Source organism: Streptomyces sp. NPDC050423, from assembly GCF_040655445.1.
In the GTDB taxonomy this organism is placed as follows: domain Bacteria; phylum Actinomycetota; class Actinomycetes; order Streptomycetales; family Streptomycetaceae; genus Streptomyces.
Map to the genome: position 1 here is coordinate 1 of NZ_JBFAJY010000005.1, position 15861 is coordinate 15861.

The 15861-nt window shown below is 68.8% G+C and carries 14 protein-coding genes; 9 read left to right on the forward strand and 5 right to left on the reverse strand.

Annotated elements, in window-relative coordinates:
* Window positions 1–95 precede the first annotated feature (95 nt).
* From AB0I52_RS05455 to AB0I52_RS05465, 3 genes are all read right to left on the reverse strand, one after another.
* Complete coding sequence (locus tag AB0I52_RS05455; protein ID WP_363069170.1) at window positions 96–1049, reverse strand: DUF4429 domain-containing protein; 954 nt, start codon at window positions 1047–1049, stop codon at window positions 96–98.
* A gap of 85 nt (window positions 1050–1134) precedes the next feature.
* Window positions 1135–2346 carry an alpha/beta hydrolase gene (locus AB0I52_RS05460; protein WP_363069172.1) on the reverse strand — a complete coding sequence of 404 codons (1212 nt, stop codon included), beginning with the start codon at window positions 2344–2346 and terminating at the stop codon, window positions 1135–1137.
* Window positions 2347–2481: 135 nt separating this feature from the next.
* The gene (locus AB0I52_RS05465) at window positions 2482–3222 is read right to left on the reverse strand and encodes a TetR family transcriptional regulator (RefSeq protein WP_363069174.1); all 741 of its coding nucleotides are present in this window, start codon (window positions 3220–3222) and stop codon (window positions 2482–2484) included.
* Between the two features lie 115 nt (window positions 3223–3337).
* Between AB0I52_RS05465 and AB0I52_RS05470 the strand changes: the two genes are divergently transcribed.
* Together AB0I52_RS05470 and AB0I52_RS05475 are read left to right on the forward strand one after the other, a co-directional pair.
* Window positions 3338–4948 carry an MFS transporter gene (locus AB0I52_RS05470; protein ID WP_363069176.1) on the forward strand — a complete coding sequence of 537 codons (1611 nt, stop codon included), beginning with the start codon at window positions 3338–3340 and terminating at the stop codon, window positions 4946–4948.
* Between the two features lie 179 nt (window positions 4949–5127).
* On the forward strand, window positions 5128–5490 hold the full coding sequence (locus tag AB0I52_RS05475; RefSeq protein ID WP_363069178.1) for a peptidase inhibitor family I36 protein: 363 nt from the start codon (window positions 5128–5130) through the stop codon (window positions 5488–5490).
* A gap of 69 nt (window positions 5491–5559) precedes the next feature.
* On the opposite strand, the gene aceE is transcribed toward AB0I52_RS05475, so the two are convergent.
* On the reverse strand, window positions 5560–8301 hold the full coding sequence (aceE, locus tag AB0I52_RS05480) for a pyruvate dehydrogenase (acetyl-transferring), homodimeric type (RefSeq protein ID WP_363069180.1): 2742 nt from the start codon (window positions 8299–8301) through the stop codon (window positions 5560–5562).
* Window positions 8302–8830: 529 nt separating this feature from the next.
* Between aceE and AB0I52_RS05485 the strand changes: the two genes are divergently transcribed.
* The 6 genes from AB0I52_RS05485 (at window position 8831) to AB0I52_RS05510 (ending at window position 13481) form a co-directional block, all read left to right on the forward strand.
* A complete protein-coding gene (locus AB0I52_RS05485) occupies window positions 8831–9271 on the forward strand; it encodes a DUF3052 domain-containing protein (RefSeq protein WP_362958640.1) in 441 nt (146 codons plus the stop codon).
* A gap of 198 nt (window positions 9272–9469) precedes the next feature.
* Entirely contained in the window at window positions 9470–9928 is a 459-nt protein-coding gene (locus tag AB0I52_RS05490) for a peroxiredoxin (protein ID WP_362958642.1), read from the forward strand.
* Between the two features lie 150 nt (window positions 9929–10078).
* Window positions 10079–10654, forward strand: coding sequence for a TerD family protein (locus tag AB0I52_RS05495; RefSeq protein ID WP_363030743.1), 576 nt, complete (start codon window positions 10079–10081; stop codon window positions 10652–10654).
* 133 nt (window positions 10655–10787) lie between these two features.
* Window positions 10788–11363, forward strand: coding sequence for a TerD family protein (locus tag AB0I52_RS05500; RefSeq protein WP_123470656.1), 576 nt, complete (start codon window positions 10788–10790; stop codon window positions 11361–11363).
* Between the two features lie 70 nt (window positions 11364–11433).
* The gene (locus AB0I52_RS05505) at window positions 11434–12591 is read left to right on the forward strand and encodes a DUF475 domain-containing protein (RefSeq protein WP_363069183.1); all 1158 of its coding nucleotides are present in this window, start codon (window positions 11434–11436) and stop codon (window positions 12589–12591) included.
* Window positions 12592–12746: 155 nt separating this feature from the next.
* A complete protein-coding gene (locus tag AB0I52_RS05510) occupies window positions 12747–13481 on the forward strand; it encodes a Tellurium resistance (RefSeq protein ID WP_363069185.1) in 735 nt (244 codons plus the stop codon).
* A 79-nt stretch (window positions 13482–13560) separates the two neighbouring features.
* Here AB0I52_RS05510 and AB0I52_RS05515 read toward each other — a convergent pair whose 3' ends face one another.
* The gene (locus AB0I52_RS05515) at window positions 13561–14397 is read right to left on the reverse strand and encodes a TerD family protein (RefSeq protein WP_363069187.1); all 837 of its coding nucleotides are present in this window, start codon (window positions 14395–14397) and stop codon (window positions 13561–13563) included.
* Between the two features lie 220 nt (window positions 14398–14617).
* Between AB0I52_RS05515 and AB0I52_RS05520 the strand changes: the two genes are divergently transcribed.
* Window positions 14618–15781 carry an HpcH/HpaI aldolase/citrate lyase family protein gene (locus tag AB0I52_RS05520; protein WP_363069189.1) on the forward strand — a complete coding sequence of 388 codons (1164 nt, stop codon included), beginning with the start codon at window positions 14618–14620 and terminating at the stop codon, window positions 15779–15781.
* Window positions 15782–15861 lie beyond the last annotated feature (80 nt).

Genomic DNA, 15861 nt, shown 5'->3' on the forward strand with positions numbered 1-15861 from the left:
CGCCCTGGTAGCTCCGCTACAAGGGCGCTCCGGCGCCTTGCGATCGCACGCACCCAGCCCCGCTCCTTCTTCCGCGTGACAACCCAATACAGGCCCTAGAGCTCGGCGAGCAGCTGGGCCTTCTTCGCGCTGAACTCGTCGTCCGTCACCAGACCCGCCTGGTGCAGCTCGCCGAGGTGGTGGATCCGCTCCGCGATGTCCGCCGGGTCGCGCCGCCCGGCGGAGGCCAGGGCCGTCGTCGCCGGCGTGGACTGCTTCCTGCGGACGGACTCCAGTACGGCCGCGGCGAACGGCAGCGACTCGTGCACCGGACCGTAGCCGAGGCCGAAGATCACCGCGGCGGGGTCCTCGTCGGCCCGGGTGGGCCGCCCGGCCGACTGCACGCTCCGGGCGGTGCCCGTGCACAGTGCCGCGCCCGGACCGCCGCCGAGGACGGCGCCATCGGCCGAGGCCGGACCCGTGCCCTCCAGCCCTCTCGGCACCAGCCGCAGATAGCCCTCGAAGGCCTCGGGCGAGCGCCACTCGACGCCGCTCAGCTCGGTGACCGGGAACGTCTGGTCGCCCGCCTTCCACTTCTCGGACGACGCACCCGTCCAGAACCACCGGAAGGAGATCCGGTCGCCGTCGAAGCTGGCCCGGCCGTCGTACGCCTTGAAGCGCATGGGCGCCTCGGGCGCCGCGACCATGAAGCGTTCGGCGGGTTCACCGGCGTCGGGGCCCAGCCGGGCCCGCAGCTCGTCCGCGTAGTACTCGGCGAGCGTCTCGCGTTCGGCCGGGAGCACCAGGCGGTACGGATCGCAGCCGTCCTTGAGCTGTCCGGCCGCGGCCTCCAGCAGTGGATCGGCACCGGGTCTCGGGACGGCACGCAGCACCACCGTGCCCCGCTTGCCCGGGGTCAGCGTCACCGACGACAGCGCCGCGTGCGGGACGCGGCGTTCACGGAGGCTCTGGAAGAGCCTCGGCGTGCGGATACCCCGTTCGAAGCGGATGAGCACGGAGTCGGTGTCGAACTCCCAGGTGGCTTGAATTCCGGCCAGCACATCACCCATGTGCCTCATCGTATGCGGCACTTGCCCGCACGTCCCCCCTCGGTGTCGACCGCAATCCGTGATCGATCACGGCTTTCTACGCGCGTCAGACCGTCTCGTTGCCGGAAATCTGTTCGTGGCAGGCGCTGTCGGCCTGCGCACAGGTCACCGAACCGTAGGTGCCCACACCGATCGCGGCGAAGTTGCCCAGGCTCTCGGTACCCGGCTCGAAATAGCCGCTGTGGCCGACCGCGTCGCCCGCCGACGCGATCCGCGCGCCGAAGTCCGGATCGACCGGATCGGCCCCGTGGCCGAGCCCGGCGACCTCCAGGTTCGGCACGTCCGCGATCCAGTCGTCGTGGTCCCGCATCGCCCACACGTTGGCCCGGGTGTGCAGCTGGCCGGCGTTGTCGGCCCGCATGCCCGGACTGCCCGCGACCGCGATGTCGGTCACCCGGGCGGGCAGTTCCCGCGCGGCCACGCCGCACAGGACGGAGCCGTAGCTGTGGCAGAAGAGCGAGACGGGTGCGAGGCCCGGGAGGGCGCCGACGAGCGCGTCGAGCCGGACCGCCCCGCGCTGGGCGAGATTCCCGAGGGCGGCGTCCATGCCGATGCCGGCGGGCGCGGTGTAGTCGGCCCAGGCGATCACGGCGGTCCGCATGCCGGGGCGGGCGGACCGCTCGGCCGCGTACAGGGACTTGGCCATGCCGACGGGGGCGGCGTTGGTCTTGTCCCCCGTCCGCTCCAGCGTCAGCAGATTGGTGTCGACGCCGGGTACGACCACCGAGACCCGCTCGGCCCGGTCGAGATCACCGAAGACCTCGGCGGCGTGGCCCCGGCCGGACGGGTCGAACGCGAGGAAGTGCCGGCCGTCGGCGAGCATCGACCGGAAGCGGTCCGTCCGGTGGACCGCATCGGCGCGGCCGGCGGGGGAGAGCCTGCTGTCGTGGACCCGTTGCTGTTCGACCGCGCTCGCCTGTACGAGCGCGAGCCGGTTGGCCCGGTAGCGCAGGGTGACCGGCGCGCCGTTCAGATTCCCCACCACCAGCGGGTACTTGTCCGCCAGCCGGATGCGCTGCGCGGCCGTGAGCGTGGCGAAGAAGTGCGCCAGCCTGGACGGCTGGGCATCGGCCGGGGGCAGCGCGCGGCCCGCTATCGATCCCTTCGCCCAGGAGGCGAGTGCGACCGTGCGTGGCTCGTCGGAGCGTTGATGACGCACGGCGGTCCAGCCAGTGGTCGCCAGCATCACGAACACAACCGCGAGGGCGAGCAGAGTGCGCCACGCGGTGAGCGTCGGGGAGGAATCGAAGGAAGTCACTCCGGCCCACCCTAGGAGACGCGCGCCGGAGCTCGTTGAGCGGGTGACACACATCACCCGGCTGTGGGGAATGGAACGCCTCTTTCCTCACGCTCCGTACGGAGCAGCCGTACGCTCCGCCGAGCTGTGTGCCCCTCAGCCGGCGCATCCGGGCGGCGTGGCCCGGGTGTTGTGACCTTGGCCATACGCCGCGTCCGAGACGTGCGGCACATGGCCCTGTCCGGGCGTGTGCCAGTTCTCGGCGAGGGCCGGGCCCAACTGGTCGAGATACACCTCGGTCAGCGTCCGCAGCGAGTCGATGCTCGTCTCCCGCCCGTGCCCCCACAGCTGGCCGGTCACCCGCATCACCCCGCAGAACGCGGCGACGGCGACCCTCGGCCGCGGATCCAGCTCCACGTGCAGACCCTCGCGCTCGGCGATCAGCAGGGCGATCTGGTTCTCCAGCTCACTGCTGCGCCGCAGGTGGGCGGCGAGCAGGGAGGGCGTCGACTCGATCATTTGGTACGTACGCATGTGGAGTTCGACCGGGATCAGGGCCTCGATGGCCTCCCCGATACTGTTCCAGGCGCAGAGGACCGCGCGGCGCATGGCCTCGAAAGGGGCTTCCGACGCGGGCCGTTGGCGCAGTTCGGTGATGAAGCGCGACTCCACCATCTCCTGGACGGCGAAGGCGGCCGACTCCTTGCCGGCGAAGTAGCGGAAGAAGGTGCGCTGGGAGACCTCCACCGCGTCGACGATCTCGTCGACGGTGGTCTCCTCGTACCCCTGGGTGGTGAAAAGATCGAGGGCGGCATGGAGCAGTGCGTCCCTGGTGCGTCGCTTCTTGCGCTCGCGCAGCCCGGCCGGATACTCGGCGGCTGGTTGCCCGTCGGTCACTGAGCTGGTCCTCTTTTCCCGCTTTGTCCAGCTCAGCGTACCTGTGAGCTACGTGACAGTTACCGACTTGTGAAACGGTTTGTCAACTGTCAGCGACTGACACTAATCTCCGGGTATGACTAGTCAGACCACCGTCGAAAAGGCACCGCGGGAGCCCCGGGATGTCCCTGTTCCCGCACCTGCCAAGGGGCTGCGCGGCCACCCCTGGCTGACGCTCTTCTCCGTGGCCATCGGCGTGATGATGGTCGCGCTCGACGGCACGATCGTCGCGATCGCCAACCCCGCGATCCAGAAGGACCTGGGCGCCTCGCTCGCCGATGTCCAGTGGATCACCAACGGCTACATGCTCGCCCTCGCGGTCTCCCTGATCACCGCGGGCAAGCTCGGTGACCGGTTCGGCCACCGCCAGACCTTCCTGATAGGCGTCGTGGGCTTCGCCGCGGCATCCGGGGCCATCGGCCTCTCCGGCAGCGTCGTCCTGGTGATCACCTTCCGGGTGCTCCAGGGCCTCTTCGGCGCGCTGCTGATGCCGGCCGCGCTCGGCCTGCTCCGCGCCACCTTCCCGGCCGAGAAGCTGAACATGGCGATCGGCATCTGGGGCATGGTGATCGGCGCGTCGACCGCCGGTGGCCCGATCCTGGGCGGCGTGCTCGTCGAGCACGTCAGCTGGCAGTCCGTCTTCTTCATCAACGTGCCGGTCGGCGTGATCGCGCTCGTGCTGGGCGTACTGATCCTCAAGGACCACCGCGCCGAGAACGCGCCGCGCTCCTTCGACATCGCCGGCATCGTGCTGCTCTCCTCGGCGATGTTCTGCCTGATCTGGGCGCTCATCAAGGGCTCGGAGTGGGGCTGGGGCGACCTCAAGACGGTCGGCTTCCTGGCCGCCGCCATCGTTCTGTTCGTCGCGTTCGCCCTCGTCCAGCAGCGCGTCAGGGAACCGCTGATCCCGCTGGCGATGTTCCGCTCCGTGCCGCTCTCCGCCGGTGCGGTCCTGATGGTGCTGATGGCCTTCGCCTTCATGGGCGGGCTGTTCTTCGTCACCTTCTACCTCCAGAACGTGCACGGCATGAAGGCCGTCGACGCGGGCCTGCACCTGCTGCCGCTGACCGCGATGATGATCGTCGCCTCGCCGCTGGCCGGAATCCTGATCACCAAGTTCGGCCCGCGGGTCCCGCTCGTCGGCGGCATGGTGTGCACCGCGGTCGCGATGTTCGGCATGTCCCAGCTGACCATCGACACCGGCACCGTCACCATGTCGATCTGGTTCGCCCTGCTCGGCCTCGGCCTCGCACCGGTCATGGTCGGCGCCACCGAGGTCATCGTGGGCAACGCCCCGATGGAGCTCTCGGGTGTCGCGGGAGGTCTCCAGCAGGCCGCCATGCAGGTCGGCGGCAGCCTCGGTACGGCCGTACTGGGCGCGATCATGGCCGCCAGGGTCGACGCCGAACTGTCCGGCAACTGGAAGGACGCGCAGCTTCCCCCGCTGTCCGGGGACCAGCTGGAGCAGGCGTCCTCGGCCGTCAAGGTCGGCATGCCGCCGGTCGCCCCGGGCACGCCGCCCGAGGTCGCCGGCAAGATCGTGGGCGTCGCCCATGACACGTTCGTGTCCGGCATGAGCACGGCGTTCATGGTCGCGGGCATCGTCGCGGTGATCGCGGCCCTGGTCGCCACCCTGACCAAGCGCGGCGAGAACGCCGAGGCGGGCGCGGGCGCCGGTCACATCTGATCCGACCGGCCGCCCGGACGCCGGAAGACGTCAACACAGTGCGCGCGACAGCCCCGCCGGAACGTTCCGGCGGGGCTGTCGCCTATCAGGGTGGTACCGCCCCCGGCCCCTTCCCGATCCGTTGCCCCGCAGCTCAGGGTGGGTGTGGAAGATCCACATCACCACGGGGGTTCATTCACATGCGTACAACCGTCGTCGCCGCCGCCCTGGCCGTCACCGCCCTGATCCCGCAGGCGGTGGCCCAGGCCGCGCCCGTCCGGCTCGGCACCTGCGGGGCCGGTCAGCTCTGCCTCTGGGCGAAACCGGGGTTCACCGGTGCCCGGCAGGTCCACGAGCTGTCCACCATCGACATCGACAGCTGCGTGCCGCTGCCGGCGGGTTCCGCCGTTCAGGCGCTCGCCAACCGCACCGGCCGCCCGGTCACCACCTACCAGTCGGCCGAGTGCGCCGAGACCGGCGAGTTCGAGACCTACCCGGGCGGCGGCACCTGGGTGCCACAGTCCCCGTACCAGGTCCGCGCCTTCAAGGTCTGGGAGAACTGACCCGGAAAACGCAGCGGGGCGGCGGGACCCCTGAGGTCCCACCGCCCCGCGTCACCGCTCCGTGCGTGCCTACGCGTCGCCGCCCGCGGCCCCCGGATCGGCCGCGGCCACATTCAGCAGGTCATAGCGGTCGACCGCCGTCTTCAGCGCCGAACGGTCGACCTTCCCGTCCTTCGCGAGCTCGGTGAGCACCGCCAGGACGATCGACTGCGCGTCGATGTGGAAGAACCGGCGCGCCGCGCCCCGCGTGTCCGCGAAGCCGAAGCCGTCCGCACCCAGCGACTGGTACGCACCGGGCACCCAGCGCGCGATCTGGTCCGGTACGGACCGCATCCAGTCCGAGACCGCCACGAACGGCCCCTGGGCACCGGAGAGCTTGCGCGTCACGTACGGGACGCGCTGCTCCTCCTCCGGGTGCAGCAGGTTGTGCCGCTCCACGTCCACGGCCTCGCGCCGCAGCTCGTTCCAGGAGGTCGCCGACCAGACGTCCGCCCTCACGTTCCACTCGTCGGCGAGGATGCGCTGCGCCTCGACCGCCCAGGGGACCGCCACACCGGACGCCATGATCTGGGCCGGGATCTCGCCCTTCTCGCCGCTGCTGTAGCGGTACACGCCCTTCAGGATGCCCTCGACGTCCACATCGGCGGGCTCGGCCGGGTGCTGGATCGGCTCGTTGTAGACCGTGAGGTAGTAGAAGACGTCCTCGTTCTCCTCGGGCGTCCCCCCGTACATCCGGCGCAGACCGTCCTTGACGATGTGCCCGATCTCGTACCCGAACGCCGGGTCGTACGCGACACAGCCCGGGTTGGTCGAGGCGAGCAGCTGCGAGTGGCCGTCCGCGTGCTGGAGCCCCTCGCCGGTCAGCGTCGTACGGCCGGCGGTGGCGCCCAGCACGAAGCCGCGCGCGAGCTGGTCGGCCATCTGCCAGAACTGGTCGCCGGTCCGCTGGAAACCGAACATCGAGTAGAAGACGTACACCGGGATCAACGGCTCGCCGTGCGTGGCGTACGCCGAACCGGCGGCGATGAGCGAGGCGGTACAGCCCGCCTCGGAGATGCCGTCGTGCAGCATCTGGCCGGTCGGCGACTCCTTGTACGCGAGCAGCAGATCGCGGTCCACCGACTCGTACTGCTGCCCCAGCGGGTTGTAGATCTTCGCGCTCGGGAAGAAGGCGTCCATGCCGAAGGTCCGGTACTCGTCGGGTGCGATCAGCACGAAACGCTTGCCGATCTCCTTGTCCCGCATGAGATCCTTCAGGACGCGGACGAACGCCATGGTGGTGGCGATCGACTGCTGACCCGAACCCTTCTTCGCACTCGTGTACGCCTTGTCGTCGGGCAGCGGCAGCGGCTTCGCCCGCACCACACGAGTCGGGACATAACCGCCCAGACTCTTGCGGCGGTCGTGCATGTACTGGATCTCCTCCGAGTCGCGGCCCGGGTGGTAGTACGGCGGGTTCCCGTCCTCCAGCCGGCTGTCCGCGATCGGGATGTGCAGCCGGTCCCGGAAGCGCTTGAGGTCCTCGGCCGTGAGCTTCTTCATCTGGTGGGTCGCGTTGCGGCCCTCGAAGTTCGGCCCCAGCGTCCAGCCCTTGACCGTCTGCGCCAGGATCACCGTCGGCTGGCCCTTGTGGGCCTTGGCCGCCGCGTAGGCCGCGTAGACCTTGCGGTGGTCGTGACCGCCGCGGCCCAGGTGCAGGATCTGCTGGTCGGACATGTCCTTGACCATGTCCCGCAGCCGGGCGTCGTCACCGAAGAAGTGATCACGGATGTACGCACCCGTCTCGGTGGCGTACGTCTGGAACTGGCCGTCCGGCGTGGTGTTCAGCTTGTTGACCAGGATGCCCGTGCGGTCCTGCGCCAGCAGCGGGTCCCAGGAGTGGTCCCAGACCAGCTTGATGACGTTCCAGCCGGCGCCGCGGAACTGCGACTCCAGCTCCTGGATGATCTTGCCGTTGCCGCGTACCGGGCCGTCGAGGCGCTGGAGGTTGCAGTTGACGACGAAGGTCAGGTTGTCCAGGCCCTCGCGGGCGGCGATGGAGAGCTGGCCGAGCGACTCGGGCTCGTCCATCTCGCCGTCGCCGAGATACGCCCAGACGTGCGACTTGGAGGTGTCGGCGATGCCGCGCGCCTCCATGTAGCGGTTCATCCGCGCCTGGTAGATCGCGCCCAGCGGGCCGAGGCCCATCGAGACGGTCGGGAACTCCCAGAAGTCCGGCATCAGCCGCGGGTGCGGGTAGCTGGACAGGCCGTTCGGCGCCTTCGACTTCTCCTGGCGGAAGCCGTCGAGCTGCGCCTCGCTCAGCCGGTCCAGCAGGAAGGCGCGGGCGTAGATCCCCGGTGAGGCGTGGCCCTGGAAGAAGATCTGGTCGCCGCCCAGGCCGTCGTCCTTGCCGCGGAAGAAGTGGTTGAAACCCACGTCGTACAGCGAGGCGGAGGAGGCGAACGTGGCGATGTGACCGCCCACGCCGATCCCCGGACGCTGCGCCCGCGACACCATCACGGCCGCGTTCCAGCGCGTCGCGTTGAGGACCTTGCGCTCGATCTCCTCGTCGCCGGGGAAGAACGGCTCGTCCTTCGTGGCGATGGTGTTCACGTAGTCCGTGCTGCGCATCTCCGGCACGGCGACGCGCTTCTCGCGCGCGCGCTCGATGAGCCGGAGCATGAGGTAGCGGGCCCGCTCGCGGCCCCGCTCGTCGACGGCGGCGTCGAGGGAGTCGAGCCATTCCTGGGTCTCTTCGGGATCGAAATCCGGGACCTGACTCGGAAGGCCGCCAATGATGATCGGGTTGCGGTCGGATCCGGAAGCCACGCTGTTCCTTCGCTGTTCGGTGCTGCGCTACGGGGCCTGGGTGAGGGAGTCACGCCCCCGGGATGTGTACACGTACGCCATCCCATCGTGTACCGCGAGGGCGCAAACGTCATCTCTACCGAGAGGTAACCAGAGGCTTCCGGGACGCCGGGTCCCGGAAGTCCGGATGGGCCGCGGCAGAGCGGGTATCGGGGAGGCGGGACGCGCCGGGAGGACGCGTCGGGCAGGATGGGTCGGGCGAAACCGCAACCATACGCCCAAGGCGTCCAAGTGTTCCCAAACGCTGCTCGACTCCGATTGCCGGACCGAAACGGCATAAGCTGTTCAAGGACGTAAAGGGTGTGGACGGTAGCGCAGGCTCCGGCAAGGGGCCGCCGACAGTGCGGCGACGTGGCACGAAACGTCACCGTTTAGGCGGTCTCGTGCGCTGGGTACTTGCGCGATCCGCCGCTCCCGTGTGGACTACGGCCAACGCCCCGCGTACGCGCGTGGCTGCAGCATTTTCCGAAACATGATCAGGAGGCAACCCGTGAGCGCGACCGCGGACCACGCGGAGGAGCGGACCAACCCGGCAGCACGCCTGGGGTTCGAGCCCGGACAAGTGGTCCAGGAGATCGGCTACGACGACGACGTCGAGCTGGAGCTCCGTGAGGGCATTGAGGCCACTATCGGCCAGGATCTCGTCGACGAGGACTACGACGACGTCGCAGACGTCGTCCTGCTCTGGTTCCGCGACGAGGACGGCGACCTTACGGACGCGCTGGTGGATGCCATCGGTCTGCTCGAGGAGGGCGGCACGGTCTGGCTGATGACGCCGAAGACCGGCCGTGACGGATACGTCGAGCCGAGCGACATCAACGAGGCGGCCCAGACAGCCGGTCTCGCCCAGACCAAGAGCATCAGTGCGGGCAAGGACTGGACGGGCAGCCGTCTGGCCACACCGAAGGTGGCGGCCAAAGCCAGGCGCTGAACCGCATTTCGCCACTGAAGGCCCCCGACGGCAGTAAGCCGCCCGGGGGCCTTCGTACACCCACGGGTGCGCCCGTGGCACGCGAGGTAATGCGCGGGATGGGCTTCTGTGGGTGCTGCACGGCCGCCAGAGGCCTCTGCGTAGGGTGGGAGCCACCCGGACAGCCCAGCCCGGCGACGTAGCGAAGGGACGCGTTTCATGGCGATCGAGGTCGGCACCAAGGCCCCGGATTTCGAGCTGAAGGACAATCACGGCCGGACCGTGAAGCTCTCCGAATTTCGCGGCGCCAAGAACGTGGTGCTGCTGTTCTACCCGTTCGCTTTCACCGGCGTCTGCACGGGTGAGCTCTGCGCCCTGCGCGACGAGCTGCCCACGTTCGAGAACGACGACACGCAGCTGCTGGCCGTCTCCAACGACTCCATCCACACCCTGCGCGTCTTCGCCGAGCAGGAGGGCCTCGAGTACCCGCTGCTCTCGGACTTCTGGCCGCACGGTGAGACCTCGCGGGCGTACGGCGTCTTCGACGAGGAGAAGGGCTGCGCGGTGCGCGGCACCTTCATCATCGACAAGGAGGGCGTGGTGCGCTGGACCGTCGTCAACGGCCTGCCCGACGCGCGCGACCTCAACGACTACATCAAGGCGCTCGGCTCGCTCTGATCCGAGATCCGGTGGATCTCCGGGCGACCCCCGGCCAAAAGCCTGTTTTGGCCGGGAACCGGTCACTAGGATCCACTCGTTGATCCGATGCCAACGCAACGTGGAGGCGCCGGCACCGGCCGGCCCCCAATGAAACCAATGGGAGGACTCGTGGGAGTCAGCCTCAGCAAGGGCGGCAACGTCTCGCTGACCAAGGCCGCGCCCAACCTGACCGCGGTCATCGTGGGTCTGGGCTGGGACGCTCGTACCACCACCGGTGGAGACTTCGACCTCGACGCCAGCGCTCTGCTGACGAACGCCGAGGGCAAGGTCGGCAACGACGGAAACTTCGTCTTCTTCAACAACCTCAAGAGCCCCGACGGCTCCGTCGAGCACACCGGTGACAACCTCACCGGTGAGGGCGAGGGCGACGACGAGATCATCAAGGTCAACCTGGCCGGTGTCCCGGCCGACGTCGACAAGATCGTCTTCCCGGTCTCGATCTACGAGGCCGAGTCGCGCCAGCAGAGCTTCGGCCAGGTGCGCAACGCGTACATCCGCGTGGTCAACCAGGCCGACAACAGCGAGCTCGCGCGCTACGACCTGAGCGAGGACGCCTCGACGGAGACCGCCATGGTCTTCGGCGAGCTGTACCGCAACGGTGCGGAGTGGAAGTTCCGCGCCATCGGTCAGGGCTACGCCTCGGGTCTGCGCGGCATCGCGCAGGACTTCGGCGTCAACGTCTAGACAGCCGATCCGGGTCCGTGCCGACAGCGGCGCGTCCCTGGGCAGGCAGCAGTACGTCCCGTCCGGCGCCGCACTCCGTGCGGCGCCGGACGCGCTCAACAGACGGTTCATTCACTCGGGGAGGACACACACCATGGGCGTCACACTCGCCAAGGGAGGCAACGTCTCCCTCTCCAAGGCCGCACCCAATCTCACCCAGGTGCTGATCGGGCTCGGCTGGGACGCACGATCCACCACGGGGGCCGACTTCGACCTCGACGCCAGCGCGCTGCTGTGCCAGTCGGGACGGGTGCTCGGCGACGAGTGGTTCGTGTTCTACAACAACCTCACGAGCCCCGACGGCTCCGTGGAGCACACCGGCGACAACCTCACGGGTGAGGGCGAGGGGGACGACGAGTCGGTCATCGTGAACCTCACGCAGGTGCCGGCCGGCTGCGACAAGATCGTATTTCCGGTCTCGATTCACGACGCGGACAATCGCGGGCAGACATTCGGGCAGGTCAGCAATGCGTTCATCCGGGTGGTGAACCAGGCCGACGGCCAGGAACTCGCGCGTTACGACCTGAGCGAGGACGCCTCGACGGAGACCGCGATGATCTTCGGTGAGCTCTACCGTTATGGCGGCGAGTGGAAGTTCCGTGCAGTGGGGCAGGGGTACGCGTCGGGGCTGCGCGGCATCGCTCTAGACTTCGGGGTCAACGTTTCGTAAAGCCGCGCCCGGCGCGGGGGAGCCCCGTACTCACCGGGGGAGACCCGTTACATAAATGATGGGGTAGCCAGTGCTTCTGAAAACCTTCGGCTGGTCGTTCGCGATTACCGCGATCGGCCTGGTCGCAGCGTGGTTCTACGGGGGGTGGGAGGCCTTCGGAGTCGTGGCGATCCTCTCCGTCCTGGAGATCTCGCTGTCCTTCGACAACGCGGTGGTCAACGCCGGAATCCTGAAGAAGATGAGTGCCTTCTGGCAGAAGATCTTCCTCACGGTCGGTGTGCTCATCGCGGTCTTCGGTATGCGGCTGGTGTTCCCCGTCGTGATCGTGGCCATCACTGCCAAGCTGGGTCCGATCGAGGCTGTTGATCTTTCCTTCAACGACCCGGACCGCTACAAGGAACTGGTCACCGACGCCCACCCGGCGATTGCCTCCTTCGGTGGGATGTTCCTGTTGATGATCTTCCTCGACTTCATTTTCGAGGACCGTGACATCCAGTGGCTGCGCTGGATCGAGCGCCCGCTCGCCAAGCTCGGCAAGGTCGACATGCTGTCGGTCTGCATCGCGCTGATCGTCCTGCTGGTCTCGGCCCTGACGTTCGCGGCCAACGCGCATCAGCACGGCGGCGGGCACGCGGACAAGGCGGAGACGGTCATGCTCGCGGGTATCGCGGGTCTGATCACCTACCTCATCGTCGGCGGACTCTCCGGCTACTTCGAGAACAAACTCGAAGAGGAGGAGGAACGCGAGCACGAGGAGGAGGAGCAGGCAAAGAAGACCGGCAAGAAGCTCTCCGCGGTCGCACTCTCCGGCAAGGCCGCGTTCTTCATGTTCCTCTACCTGGAAGTGCTCGACGCGTCCTTCTCGTTCGACGGTGTGATCGGCGCCTTCGCCATCACCAACGAGATCGTGCTGATGGCGCTGGGCCTCGGTATCGGTGCCATGTACGTCCGTTCGCTCACTGTCTACCTGGTCCGCCAGGGCACCCTGGACGACTACGTCTACCTGGAGCACGGCGCGCACTACGCGATCGGCGCGCTGGCTGTCATCCTGCTCGTCACGATCCAGTACCAGATCAACGAGATCATCACCGGTCTCGTCGGCGTCGTCCTGATCGGCTGGTCGTTCTGGTCGTCGGTCCGGCGCAACAAGGCCCTGGAGGCCGAGGGCGGCGGCGGGGACGGCGGCGGAAGCGGCGGTTCCACGTCGGAAGTCGCCGCCGGGGTGTGACCCGGTAGGGAATGAGGAACGCTCTCTGCGGGGCGGCTCGTACGGTGAAGGTCCTCGGGAACACCCGGACCCGGCCCGGAGCCGCCCCGCAGCGGTGCGTGCGTCGTCTGTGCCTCGTGCGACGGGTGCGGGGCCGATATGTGTGGGGGTAGGGGATGGCGTTCTGGGACAGCCTGTGGCCGGGGCGGGAAGCACAGTTCGAGTCGGGCAGCGCGGCGACCAATTCCATCGTGCTGTCCAGGCGGCACGCCACGGTCTCGCTGACCAAACAGGGCGCGCTGACCGGCAACCTCCGGGTCAACCTCTCCTGGCGGATGCGCACCTCCGACATCAAGGGCCGGTCGTCGCAGAGCGGCCGGCTGCTGCGGCCGTTCAAGCTCTTCAAGCCCGATGTGGTCCAGGCGCACACCCAGGGCATGGTCAACGTCGACCTGGACCTGGGCTGCATGTACGAGCTGGCGGACGGCACCAAGGGCGTCGTGCAGCCGCTGGGCAACCTGCTCGGCGATCTGAACGGGCCGCCGTACATAAGGCTCAGCGGGGACGACCGCTTCGGGGCGCCCTCCGGCGAGACGCTCTACGTCAACCTCGACCAGCGCGACCAGATCAAGCGGCTGCTGTGCTTCGTCTACATCTACGACCAGACGCCTGCCTTCGACCGCACGCACGCCAAGATCACGCTCTACCCGGGCAACGGGCCGCGCATCGAGATCGAGCTGGACGAACGGGCCCCGGAGGCCCGCTCGTGCGCCGTGTTCACGGTGGAGAACGTCAAGGGCGAACTGATCGTGCGGCGCGAGGTGAAGTTCGTGTACGGATTCCAGTCGGAGCTGGACCGGCTGTACGGCTACGGGATGCAGTGGGGACGCGGCTACAAGTCCCGCACGTAGCGGCGGGCCCCGGGGCGGGTCGCGGGCCTGTGCGGCTTTGGACCGGGCAGGGCCGGTGTGGCGGGCCGGCTGCGGTGGGTCAGGGGCGTATGAACTGCGGCCCCTGCGGCGGCAGGACGAAATTCGGGTCCGGCGCGTACGCTGCCGCCGCCGCGGGCTGCGGATAGCCGTAGGCGGGCTGCGCGGAGGCCGGCTGGGGGTATCCGTAGGCGGGCTGCGGCGCCGCTGCGAGCGGGGCCGCGGCGGGTTGCGGATAGCCGTAGGCGGGCTGCTGGTGCTGCACCGTGATCTGCGAGTCCGGCGCGGGGGCCGGTGCGGGCGGGAACGCCGGTGCGGGCGGCAGCGGCGTCGGGCCGGGCTCGGCCGCGGCCTCCGTCTCGTCGACCGAGATGCCGAACGCGGTCGCGAGACCGACGAGGCCGGTCGGGTAGCCCTGCCCCACGGCCCGGAACTTCCAGCCGTCCCCGCGCCGGTACAGCTCGCCGCAGATGATCGCGGTTTCCTCGCCGGTCTCCGGCCGTACCTCGAACACGGCGAGCGGTTCCCCGCCCGCCCCGGCCGCGTCGAAGAGCATGATGCACAGATCGCGCACCTGTTCGAAGGCGGCTCCGTCGGAGGACGCGGCGATGACCACTTGGTCGACCGAGGGGTCGAGTGCGTTCAGGTCGGCCTCGATGGTGTCCGTCAGCCCCTCGGCGAGGCTCCGCTTCGGCAGCCGTCGCACCAGGCCGGACGGGTGACGGGGCTGGTTGTAGAAGACGAAGTCCTCGTCGGAGCGCACGCGGCCGTCGGAGCCGAGCAGCAGGGCCGAGGCGTCCACGTCGGGGACCCCGGCCCCCGGGGTCCAGCGCAGCACGGCCCGTACGGCCATGGCGTCGAGTGGGACGTTCGAACCTTTCACCATCGCGTGCGTCATGGCGGTCATCCTGCCTGCTGGCCGCCCCGCGGACAATGCGGGGGTCGGGCGCCGTGTCGCGGCGGAATGACGGAAGCGCCGCGTCCGCACCCTTCTGAACCGTCGCTAAATGGACGAGTTACCCGGAATTCATGCGGCCAGGGAACTGCCGACACCCGTCCGTACGTACTATTACCGGCCACACGTTGTCCGATCAGTCAGGTAGCACGGGGGGAATTGGATGCGTCATTTCGGGCATATTGCGCCCAGTGTCAGGGGCGACCTGTTCTTCCAGCAGCCGTGCGCCTTCGACGCCGACGCGCCGGCCCGAGTGCTCTCGGCCGCTCTGGGAGCCACCCTCTACAGCCCGGCCACCCGGCCGGCACTTGCCGACGACGTCATCAAGCAGGCCGGCCGGGGTGTCGTCTCGATGGTGCTGTGCTTGGAGGATTCGATCGACGACTTCGAGGTGACGGGCGCCGAGGAGAACCTGGTCGGACAGTTCGCCGAACTCGACGCGCGCGGCGGCGAACTCCCGCTGCTCTTCATCCGGGTCCGTGAACCGCACCAGATCACGGACCTGGTGCGCCGGCTCGGCGATTCCGCCCGGCTGTTGTCCGGTTTTGTACTTCCGAAGTTCACGCAAGAGCGTGGCGTGCCCTTCATGGAGGCGCTCACGAAGGCCGAGAGCGACGGCGGCCGGCGGCTCTTCGCCATGCCCGTACTCGAATCGCCCGAGCTGCTCCACCTGGAGACCCGGCAGGAGGCCCTCCAGAAGATCGCCACCACCGTCGGCTCGTACCGGGACCGCGTCCTCGCGCTGCGGCTCGGTGTCACCGACTTCTGCTCCGCGTACGGACTGCGCAGACCGCCCGACATGACGGCGTACGACGTCCGGATCGTCGGCGACGTCATCGCCGACGTGGTCAACGTGCTGGGCCGGGCCGACGGCACCGGCTTCACGATCACCGGACCGGTGTGGGAGTACTTCAGGCTCCAGGAGCGCATGTTCAAGCCACAGCTGCGCCGCAGCCCCTTCCTGGAGGGCCGGGCCGAAGAACTGCGCACCGCGCTGATCGAGCACGACCTGGACGGTCTGCTGCGGGAGATCGAGCTGGACCGGGCCAACGGCCTGCTCGGCAAGACCTGTATCCACCCCTCGCACGTCGCGCCCGTGCACGCGCTGTCGGTGGTCAGCCACGAGGAGTTCAGCGACGCCCAGGACATCCTGCGGCCGGAGAGCGGGGGCGGCGGCGTGCTGCGCTCCGCGTACACGAACAAGATGAACGAAGTGAAGCCGCACCGGGCCTGGGCCGAGCGCACCCTCCAGCGGGCCGAGGTCTTCGGAGTGGCGAGGGAAGACGTCGGCTTCGTGGAACTGCTGGCCGCGAGCCTCGCGGAATGAGCCCGTTCGGGTGAGGCTGGTCCGGTGACGGCGTTCCGGTCACGGCGTTCCGGTCACGGCGTTCCGGCGGCGGTGCTCCA

Excerpts from the sequence above, each read along its gene's own strand:
- AB0I52_RS05455 (WP_363069170.1), bottom strand. The coding sequence starts at position 1,049 with ATGGGTGATGTGCTGGCCGGAATTCAAGCCACCTGGGAGTTCGACACC.
- AB0I52_RS05470 (WP_363069176.1), top strand. The coding sequence starts at position 3,338 with ATGACTAGTCAGACCACCGTCGAAAAGGCACCGCGGGAGCCCCGGGAT.
- AB0I52_RS05475 (WP_363069178.1), top strand. The coding sequence starts at position 5,128 with ATGCGTACAACCGTCGTCGCCGCCGCCCTGGCCGTCACCGCCCTGATC.
- AB0I52_RS05490 (WP_362958642.1), top strand. The coding sequence starts at position 9,470 with ATGGCGATCGAGGTCGGCACCAAGGCCCCGGATTTCGAGCTGAAGGAC.
- AB0I52_RS05500 (WP_123470656.1), top strand. The coding sequence starts at position 10,788 with ATGGGCGTCACACTCGCCAAGGGAGGCAACGTCTCCCTCTCCAAGGCC.
- AB0I52_RS05510 (WP_363069185.1), top strand. The coding sequence starts at position 12,747 with ATGGCGTTCTGGGACAGCCTGTGGCCGGGGCGGGAAGCACAGTTCGAG.
- AB0I52_RS05515 (WP_363069187.1), bottom strand. The coding sequence starts at position 14,397 with ATGACGCACGCGATGGTGAAAGGTTCGAACGTCCCACTCGACGCCATG.
- AB0I52_RS05520 (WP_363069189.1), top strand. The coding sequence starts at position 14,618 with ATGCGTCATTTCGGGCATATTGCGCCCAGTGTCAGGGGCGACCTGTTC.